At 31.7% G+C, this 8,675-nt stretch carries 8 protein-coding genes and 2 pseudogenes; 7 read left to right on the forward strand and 3 right to left on the reverse strand.

Annotated elements, in window-relative coordinates; genetic code table 11:
• Positions 1 to 176, forward strand: a pseudogene (locus AS180_RS21950) (transposase); the annotation flags it as partial.
• A 274-nt stretch (positions 177 to 450) separates the two neighbouring features.
• On the opposite strand, the gene AS180_RS20315 reads toward AS180_RS21950, so the two are convergent.
• Positions 451 to 1,338: a LysR family transcriptional regulator gene (locus tag AS180_RS20315; RefSeq protein ID WP_061786509.1), complete on the reverse strand. Its 888-nt coding sequence runs from the start codon at positions 1,336 to 1,338 to the stop codon at positions 451 to 453.
• Positions 1,339 to 1,496: 158 nt separating this feature from the next.
• On the opposite strand from AS180_RS20315, the gene thrC reads away from it, so the two are divergent.
• Positions 1,497 to 2,759 carry a threonine synthase gene (thrC, locus tag AS180_RS20320; protein ID WP_061786510.1) on the forward strand — a complete coding sequence of 421 codons (1,263 nt, stop codon included), beginning with the start codon at positions 1,497 to 1,499 and terminating at the stop codon, positions 2,757 to 2,759.
• 199 nt (positions 2,760 to 2,958) lie between these two features.
• On the opposite strand, the gene AS180_RS20325 is transcribed toward thrC, so the two are convergent.
• Positions 2,959 to 3,807 carry a GNAT family N-acetyltransferase gene (locus tag AS180_RS20325; protein ID WP_062687423.1) on the reverse strand — a complete coding sequence of 283 codons (849 nt, stop codon included), beginning with the start codon at positions 3,805 to 3,807 and terminating at the stop codon, positions 2,959 to 2,961.
• A gap of 900 nt (positions 3,808 to 4,707) precedes the next feature.
• On the opposite strand from AS180_RS20325, the gene AS180_RS20330 reads away from it, so the two are divergent.
• The 5 genes from AS180_RS20330 to AS180_RS22965 all read left to right on the forward strand — a co-directional run bounded on the left by AS180_RS20330 (position 4,708) and on the right by AS180_RS22965 (position 8,332).
• Positions 4,708 to 5,544, forward strand: a complete 837-nt coding sequence (locus AS180_RS20330; RefSeq protein WP_061786512.1) for a hypothetical protein — start codon at positions 4,708 to 4,710, stop codon at positions 5,542 to 5,544.
• The gene (locus AS180_RS20335; RefSeq protein WP_061786513.1) at positions 5,528 to 6,412 is read left to right on the forward strand and encodes a S8 family peptidase; all 885 of its coding nucleotides are present in this window, start codon (positions 5,528 to 5,530) and stop codon (positions 6,410 to 6,412) included. Before AS180_RS20330 ends, AS180_RS20335 begins: the two co-directional genes overlap by 17 nt.
• A gap of 17 nt (positions 6,413 to 6,429) precedes the next feature.
• On the forward strand, positions 6,430 to 7,293 hold the full coding sequence (locus AS180_RS20340) for a hypothetical protein (RefSeq protein WP_061786514.1): 864 nt from the start codon (positions 6,430 to 6,432) through the stop codon (positions 7,291 to 7,293).
• Positions 7,294 to 7,312: 19 nt separating this feature from the next.
• A complete protein-coding gene (locus AS180_RS20345; protein ID WP_061786515.1) occupies positions 7,313 to 7,828 on the forward strand; it encodes a hypothetical protein in 516 nt (171 codons plus the stop codon).
• A 363-nt stretch (positions 7,829 to 8,191) separates the two neighbouring features.
• The gene (locus AS180_RS22965) at positions 8,192 to 8,332 is read left to right on the forward strand and encodes a hypothetical protein (protein ID WP_156413523.1); all 141 of its coding nucleotides are present in this window, start codon (positions 8,192 to 8,194) and stop codon (positions 8,330 to 8,332) included.
• A gap of 192 nt (positions 8,333 to 8,524) precedes the next feature.
• Here the strand turns inward: AS180_RS22965 and AS180_RS22970 are convergent.
• A pseudogene (locus tag AS180_RS22970) lies at positions 8,525 to 8,675 on the reverse strand (IS4 family transposase); the annotation flags it as partial.

An 8,675-nucleotide genomic window follows, 5' to 3' on the forward strand; every position in this document is an offset into this window, starting at 1 on the left:
GACTTGTGTTTATGGAAAAAGGGAGTTCCTATCCTGAAAAGGCTGTTTTAACAACGGCAAAAGAACATGATCGTGGTCAGCTTGAAATCATGGTGGACGACAAAAAATGCATGTATGTGTTTGACCGTGGCTACCTAGATTACGAGCGCTTTGACCGAATGACAGATGATGGTTACAAAAGAACAAATGCAGATATAGCTGCCAAAATCGAAGGAGTCATTCTAACAGTTATGCTCCATCTCATACGCCTAAATAGCCAAGTTAGCAATATTACAATTACACCTGGTATTAACGCAATAAGTAAGGGACCACCAATCATCATCATCTATCTACCTTTCAAAATACCTTTTTATACCATTTTAACTTAAGTCTTCTTTTGAAAATTTCTATATATGATATACACCCTTAGATACCATAATGTAATTTATCGGCCACTAAACATTTAGTCTTCTAATTCATGTCATTTTTTAAAGAATCAATAAAGTTGAATGCAATTTTGGAAAGTTCATCTTTTTCTCTTGTACATAACGAAATAGGATTTTTCAAATTAACTTCTTCTACATGTACAATTGCTACTTGCTCTTGAGCTAAATGCTCATTGACTTCAAGCGAAGAAACAAAAGTAACTCCATATCCTGCAATCACCGTTCTGATTGTTTCATTCAACCCATTAATTTGTAATCCAATAATTGGCTTACTGACATTATGGATCTTACAGAGAGAAAATAATTTTTCCCTTGAAGAACTGCCTTCTTCACGAAATACAAAAGGTTCTCTTACAATTTCAGATAATGCAACTTTTTTTCCAGCATATTTATGATTTTTATGTACGATAAACAACATTTGATCTTCAAATAGTTCATTACTCGTAATTAATGAATGAAATTCCCTTTTACCGCCTATCAAAGCGATTTCAGCTTGGTAATTAATCAAATAATCAATTGCTTTACTAGAATTAGTAGTTATTAATTCTACCTCTACTTCAGGGTATTGCTGTTTGTACAGTCCAATCCATTTAGGCAGTAAAAAGTTTGCAGGAAGGTATGTTGCTACAATACGCAGCTTTCCAGCTGTACCATCCCTGTATTGCTTAATAGAAGATTCAATCTCACGTTCAAGAGAAAATAATCTTTTAGCATGCTTAGCAAGTTGTTCACCAGCAGGGGTTAAAAAAATCCCTCTCCCTTTAGGAGATACTAAAGTTAAATCAATTTCTTGCTCTAATTTTTTTATTTGAGCTGTTACTGCCGGTTGACTTATATTCAATTCCTCAGCAGCACGGGTTACACTTCTTTTTTCGGCTACAGTGTAAAATAATCTTAAAGCATGAAGATTCATATTTCGCTCCTCTAATCATAAATAAAAGTTATTAATACTAAATAAATATATATTAGATTTATAAAACCTCTTCCTTTATTCTAAAACTATAAAATGTAGTACTCAAGAATATTTCTTAATAAAGAGGTGAGAAGGGAATAGAGACTTCCCTTATAAAAATGAAATTAGTATGCATTGAATGTGGTAAATCAATTTCTTATGATAATTTTAGTTATTACTGTGAATGTGGTGGATTGTTTGATATTGTTCAGGACTTTCACAACCACGATGCAGAGCGATTAAAACGCTTATTTAATGAGCGTCTCTCAGAACGTATGACTCCTTATGCTAGTGGCGTATGGAGATATAAAGAATTAATCTTTCCTGAGTTACCTGAAGAATTTATTGTGACAAAATATGAAGGAAATACAGGGTTATATACACATCAACTAATTCAAGATTATATTGGTATGAGAAAAATCTACTTAAAAGCACAGAGCGAAAATCCCAGTGGTTCATTTAAAGATAATGGAATGACCGTAGCTGTTTCTCATGGAAAATCCCTAGGTTATAAAAAATTCACTTGTACTTCAACCGGAAATACCTCTTCATCCTTAGCTATGTATGCTTCCATAGGAAATTCAGATTCTTACATTTTTGTCCCTAATAAGGATATATCGATGAACAAGGTACTACAAACGATCGCATATGGTGCTCATGTATTTAGTATTCCTGGAACGTATGATGATGGAATTGAATTTTTAGAGAAATATAGTGAAGATTTAGGTTTATATGTTTGTAATTCAATTAATCCTTTTAGAATAGGAGGTCAAAAAAGCATTATTTATGAGATTGCTCAATACCTAAATTGGAATTTACCGGATTGGATTGTTGTACCTGGGGGAGCTTTAAGTAACGCAACTGCATTAGGTAAAGGACTACATGATTTATTTACACTTGGATTAATAGATAAACTTCCGAGGATTGCAATTATACAGGCAGAAGGGGCGAGTCCATTTCACCAAATGATAGATCAGAAAATGAAAGAACTTATACCTGATGGGTCTCCATACACCAGAGCTTCTGCATTGAATATTGGAAATCCACCAAGCTGGAAGAAGGCAAAACATGCTCTAAAAGAAACAAATGGAATTACAGCTTCAGTATCGGACACTGAAATTCTTAATGCAAAAGCTATTATAGATAGAAGTGGGATTGGATGTGAGCCAGCCTCTGCAGCTACAGTTGCCGGATTGAGAAAGTTAGTAGATCAGCAGAAGATTGATAAGGATGAGACCGCATTATGCATTCTAACAGGAAATATTTTAAAAGATACAGATGCTTTAAAGGAATATCATTCTGAAGATAATATGGTTGCAACTTTTAAAAATACACTACAAGCAACTTCCTTAGATTACAAAACTATTCAAAACTATATATAAATCCTTGTAATGGTTCAGAAACCTCCTGTTACTTTATTATCAGGAGGTTTCTCTTTTTATACTGTATACCATATATAATCTTAGTTAACATAAAACGTATTCGTGGAAGTAGCTTACATCAGTGTTTTATTTTTTCAATGAGCGTTTTCCCACCTTAATTGTCTTACGCTTGTTATTCTTTACATAAAATGGATATAAATTATAAGATTTTCTCCATTTCATATTGTTCAACATGTACGTTAAGGCCTATTCTTTTTAGAAATTGTATAGATTTTATATCCCGTTTATCGACGTTATTAATGGAGATGACTGAATGGCGCTTCCAAATCCAATGAAACAAAGAATGACCAAGACCTTGGTTTCTTCTTTCTTTAAGAATACCAAATTGGAGAACGTTTCCCTGTTTTGAATTAATTACAGCATATCCATAAACGGCATCTTGTTTTCCTATCGTGATAACATCATATAAATGTGGATTGCGTAATATAGCTTGAACAGATTGTTCCCAAGAGGGGGCAAAATCCCAAAAAGAATGTGCCATAGTCCAATCAAATTTATTTGGACTAACAGTGTTTATACATACCTTCTTATGGATAGCCATGGGTTTAAAGTCGATACTACCTTTAAAACAAACAAGTTCTCGCTTTATTTCAAACCCTAAATTGCTATAAGCTTTAATAGCTTTTTCATTCGTTTGGATAACTTCTAATAAGCATTTTTGAACATTATGTTGTTTAAGTATAGGGATAGCGTGGTTGTAAATTTGTGCTACAAGACGCTCACCTCTATGTTTTGGAATGACTCCTGTACCAATATCAAAAGCTGTTTTCTTATCATTGTGTTCTTCAATTCCATGCATAATAAAAGCTACCTGTTCATCTTGACTAAACGCACCAAATGATAAGTTGTATTGAATCCCTGCACCTGTAAATCTTTCAGCTAAATAATCTGGAGATACTTTAAACGGAACTACATAATCAGAGAAGGCTTCATTAAAGCACGTTGTGAATTCTTGTAAATTTATGTTCTCAAGACTTTTAATAATCAATTTAATCACCTCTTAATATTTTCAACCAATCCTATTACTTTTGTAGTATAAGCGTACTATACTTGTATCTTTATCATATACACAAGAATTTTACAACATCACTCTTTCGGTACACCTGCCAAAAGAGAACCCTTATTGAGAAAAAGATTCTGATAAATTCCTTGTTTCTGTTTTGTGCAGCTTTTTATAAATCTTGGATACATCAGGGTTTGATCTTATAGAAGTAACAGCTTTAAAAAGTAGGGAAAATTACCGTATTTCTAATGAACATTGTTCAGCATATCAGGAAAAACAAAAATCAACTTTAAGATTTAACATAGCCACGGATTAAGAAGTCTATGACAGCTATATGAACATCTACGGTTTTGTTATAAAATAGCTAACTATATGTTTATTCTAGAGTGTATTAATCTTTAATGTTGATAAATTGGTATAAATCTAAGGGAATTCTTTTCAGGTAGAATTCCCCCCCTTAAGCCATATTTAATCTCCTGCGATGTGAATTAACGATACTTTTGAGTGAGATATTTTAGAGATAAATTCTTGATAATTATTTTGCTCATGGCTCGGTACATTGCTTTGATATTGGTTTAAATCTGATATTAACTATCTTAGCTTACCACCTGAAAATATTTGCACCAGAACCTTATTTTTTATGTTCTCTTCTATAACTCTGTTTAAAAAAATAGATAATTCAGTAAACAATACTTTTTTGTCATTCATCTTCAATTCAAGTAACAAATCATAAAAATAGTATATTTTATCCATAATAACCAAAATTTTTATTGTTTTGAAGATATTCATACATTATAATAGTCTATGTTTTTAGTTAATATTTAGCATTTATATATATTTAAGGAAAATATTTATTTTGAACAACATCAGAACAAGGAGAGAAATATGAAGAAAAAAACAACTATAATTTCGATTTTAGTCTTATCGGTCATTGTAGTAGTAGAAACTTTTGCCCTAGTAAATATTCAACAAAACAATAATAATGCAATTGCTACTCTAGATGATGAGATTATTACTCAAAAACAACTCACTAATCAGTTAGATTCCAAAGAGAAAAAGAGGTTAGCTGATAAGCTTATAAATGACAAGATAATAGATTTAGAGATAGATACACTGAATCTAAAATCACCTTCCGAGGAAGAAATGTTAAAACAACTTCCCTACATACAGTTATTTGATAGTAGTAAGAAAACTTTAGCAGACGAACAAACTAAAGAATTTGTAAAAGAATATATACATGTTAAAGAATTAGCTAAAAAGTATACTTTAAATGATGAAAAGTTCAAGAAGTTTATAGAAGATGAACGAAACTTCAATGGGGACTATTTAATAAAAATTCAAGAAATTAGTGGCAATCATCAGCAATTATCTAAAATTGAAGATTCCTTAAAGCAAGCTAAAGATATTAATTCAATTATTAAAAATAACTCTCTAGATATTAAAGAAAAAAATATATTTTCTTTAACCAATGAATACAACCAAGATTTTTCTCAAAGTAAGGTTGGAGATTACCTTCATGTAATGGATGAACATCATGGATCTGGACACAAAATTATAATAATCACAAACATTAACAAATCCGATGAAACAATATTTAATTTAAAAGAGAATAAAGAAGAGATTTTAAATGTTTATATGAGTAAAAACTATTTTCAAGAAAGGCTAGACGTCCTAAATGTTCTCAAAATGAAGCATAAAATTAAATATGCCATTAAAGAATAGATTAGAAGTTAAGTTAATACTGGTAATATTAATGCTTATTATTAGTTCAACTTTATCTTATAGTCATAATGATACTACTAAAAACCTAGATTTAAGTGCTAAATATTATGAAAACCTAAAAACATGGCCTAATAAATTTCTTAATCTAAACAAAAATTCTAGTACTGGAAAAGGAATAAAAGTTGCAATTTTAGACACCGAGGTTAAGTTTAAAACTGTGAATAATTTGAAGAGAATACATTATTTTTTATCAAACGACAATGCTAATAGTTTTATTGAAGCATCTACCCATGCTGATCAAATTGTAAGCATTATTAACTCCATTGCTCCAGATGCTGAAATCTATTTGGTAGTTGTTTCAAACAAAGACGGGAAAATAAAAGAAAATGATTTAAAGAATGCTCTAGATTGGCTCACTAAAGAAAAAGTAGACATTATAAACATGAGTTTTGGCTTTAATTCAGCAATGTCTAAAACTATTGAGCCGCGTTTAGAAAAACTTTATAAAAATAATACCGTAATAGTAGCTGCGTCCGGCAATGAAGGAATATCAAGAGTAAATTACCCAGCTTCTTCTCAATATGTAATTAGTGTTGGAGCTAACGATTACTCAGGTCAGAAATGGATAAATTCTAATTATGGCACAGAACTAGATTTTAGTATGCCCGGTGTGCAGATAATAGATAAATATAGGCAGATTTATGTTGATGGCACATCATTTAGTACTGCATTCATGAGTGGTATGATCGCAAAACTAAAGGAAAAGCACCACAATACCAGTAATAAAGATATATATGCAAAGCTTATTCAAATGACCCCTACTCATAAGTGGAATCCATTGAATGGATATGGAACACCTACTTTTTAATTAAGAGGAGATAACATATGAAATTATTAAAAACTATTACAATTCTATTTTTAGCTCTAATGTCAGTTACATCTACAAGAGCATTTGCTGAAGAAGCCACACAGGAAAATCAAAATGTAACAGTTCAAAGTATTAAGCATCTTGTTATAACTTTACCAGAAAACTCTGATAGTTCTTTAATTGACATGTATGAGAATGGTGGCTGGGAGTATAACCCTACTACTAATCAGTTACAAAAGCCGGTTACTTATGAAGGACTAGAAATTGAAGTTGATAATAAAGTTTATAATACTGATGAAAATGGTGTAGTATCGCTTTCTACAGAAAAAAATGCAGGTGAAGAGGTAACAATCGAATCAGAACAATTAAGTGCTAGCGAAAAAGACGTAAAAGAATCCAATCAAAAGCTAAGTACTACTGCTGATGTTAGTGATGAAACTGTTGTCGTTGAAGAATATATTAACTTAAATCATTTACTTAATAGTATGGGTGATGGACAAACTGATGAAGTGACTGATGAAGAAGCTCACGATGCAACTCTTACTCAAGATGAGCAAGTTGGAGAGCTTAAAGCTGCAGCTCCCTATTTAGATAATAAACAATTACCTTCTCGTGGACGCGCTATTCATTGTAATAGGTTCAATGGTTATTTAGGCGATGGTAGGTATTACTCAAACGAAGCTAGCCCTAGCGCAATTAGAAACTTCTTCCAAAGTGATTGTGATGTATCACTTGCACGCTCAACAAAATGTTATGCTGATTATGGGTCTAACCCCTATTGTGCAGCGAAACCTTCTACTAAAAATGGACACTGTGGTGTCATCGTAGGGCATGCAAGAGGCTACCACAAGCATACAGGTTGGTTTAGTCCATCAAAATAATATATAGGAGTATATAAAATTGAACAAATTAAAAAATAAAAAAAAGTTTTGGGTATTAATTGTTATAGTAATAGCTATTGTTTGTATTATGGGATTTAAATTTTACGAATACCAAACAAAAACTACTGACCTATCTGGAGAAAATATAGATACAATCTATCTATTAGACGATATGAAGAGCTATGAAACAAATCATCGTTTTTCTATTAGCAAAGATGTTAGCCACCCAGGTTACAAGGTATATGCTATTGATAATAACGAAAATAAACGCATTACTGTAAAGAATGAGAACAAAGAAAATACCATCTACAGAATAGAAGCATTTGATTCTAGTTCTAAAACGTCGAAAAATGTATCAATCGGCACTTCCGAAAAAGATTTAATTTCAGCATATGGTAAAAGTTATATCGAACGTTCAAGTGACCAAACAGACAAAATAATTGAGTATGTCGATAGAGATAAAAATATCTTACTTTCATTTTTTATTTATAAAAATAAAGTAGATGGAATTAACTTAGAAGTTAAAGATTTTTAAATGACCTATAAACATGTATAAGCCCAAGGTTGCTTTTTACAGCTAATATTTGTTATGAGGTAGAAATATTAGTACATAAATAATAACATGTTTTTCTATAATGACTATGTTTTTTTAAAAAAAGCATATGTATAAATAGCAGACTTTTTATACATACATTCTCCTCTCAACTGGCAAACGGGAAAAACCAGTCATATCAAGGATGTATAAAAAGCTGCATAAATCAGAAAACACTCCTTATCCGGAACTCTTGCCTACCAAGGGTTCTTTTTTGGGTTGTGTTCCGGAAAGAGTGTTTATGTAAACTAGCATTGTATACAGTATTCATATATTTTTGTTGCTTAGAGAGTCCATTTTTAATTTATGAATAAAGAAACAAAACCAAAAATAAGCGCAATTGCTAAAGAAGATGCCAGCATCCACCAGGCAAACAAACTTATAGGGTTTTTTAAATTCATTGCTTCTTGCCAAGATACTTTAAAAGATCGTTCATTTAGTTTGTAGCGTTTGATTTGAACGTACTGAAAAATGTTGAGGAATATAGAAAATATCACTAACGTCGCATAAATATTGACTGAATTTTCTGTTTTATTATTTTTCCGTTTGAGAAGAAAAATGAAGACACGTGAACAGAGGTAGTAATCATCCATTTTTTCACTATAACCTTTGGCGAGGGCGACAGAGACGGTTAAACCTTTACGGGACAGCTCTTCCTGCTATTTTTCGAATCCAAATGTGTGCGGATTTCCACGGTGCTGCTTTTAACAACCGACTAATTTGTAAGTACGTCCGTGAACTGTTTGTACCCAACTGAGCCAGTACGTTTAAACAGTAGACAATCATCGCG

Source organism: Priestia veravalensis, assembly GCF_001457055.1.
Lineage (GTDB): Bacteria > Bacillota > Bacilli > Bacillales > Bacillaceae_H > Priestia > Priestia flexa.

Excerpts from the sequence above, each read along its gene's own strand:
- AS180_RS20315 (WP_061786509.1), bottom strand. The coding sequence starts at position 1,338 with ATGAATCTTCATGCTTTAAGATTATTTTACACTGTAGCCGAAAAAAGA.
- thrC (WP_061786510.1), top strand. The coding sequence starts at position 1,497 with ATGAAATTAGTATGCATTGAATGTGGTAAATCAATTTCTTATGATAAT.
- AS180_RS20330 (WP_061786512.1), top strand. The coding sequence starts at position 4,708 with ATGAAGAAAAAAACAACTATAATTTCGATTTTAGTCTTATCGGTCATT.
- AS180_RS20335 (WP_061786513.1), top strand. The coding sequence starts at position 5,528 with ATGCCATTAAAGAATAGATTAGAAGTTAAGTTAATACTGGTAATATTA.
- AS180_RS20340 (WP_061786514.1), top strand. The coding sequence starts at position 6,430 with ATGAAATTATTAAAAACTATTACAATTCTATTTTTAGCTCTAATGTCA.
- AS180_RS22965 (WP_156413523.1), top strand. The coding sequence starts at position 8,192 with ATGAATAAAGAAACAAAACCAAAAATAAGCGCAATTGCTAAAGAAGAT.